This is a genomic window from Lactobacillus nasalidis (assembly GCF_016587775.1).
Lineage (GTDB): Bacteria > Bacillota > Bacilli > Lactobacillales > Lactobacillaceae > Lactobacillus > Lactobacillus nasalidis.
Genome location: NZ_BOCG01000278.1, coordinates 1 through 215, shown reverse-complemented (window position 1 = coordinate 215; position 215 = coordinate 1). Strand labels below are relative to the sequence as shown.

Annotated in this window: 1 protein-coding gene; it reads left to right on the top strand. The window is 45.6% G+C overall.

Translation table 11 applies throughout. The features are described from left to right. On the top strand, positions 1 to 215 hold a 215-nt coding region (locus lacNas_RS04920; RefSeq protein ID WP_201346653.1), incomplete at both ends, for a mucin-binding protein.

Genomic DNA, 215 nt, shown 5'->3' with positions numbered 1-215 from the left:
GAAGTTCCAGAAGGTTTCGAAGCACCGGCATCAGTAGAAGAGACTTTGTCCTTCACCCAAACTGGTACTCAAGACTTGGTAACCAAGGAAACAACTTGGAACCCAGTTGACTCACAGAGTTTGAAGACTGTCACTAGTCCAACGATCGCTGGCCTAACCCCAGATCAAACTGAAGTTGCATCATCAGAAGTAACTCCAACTTTTGATGGTGACAA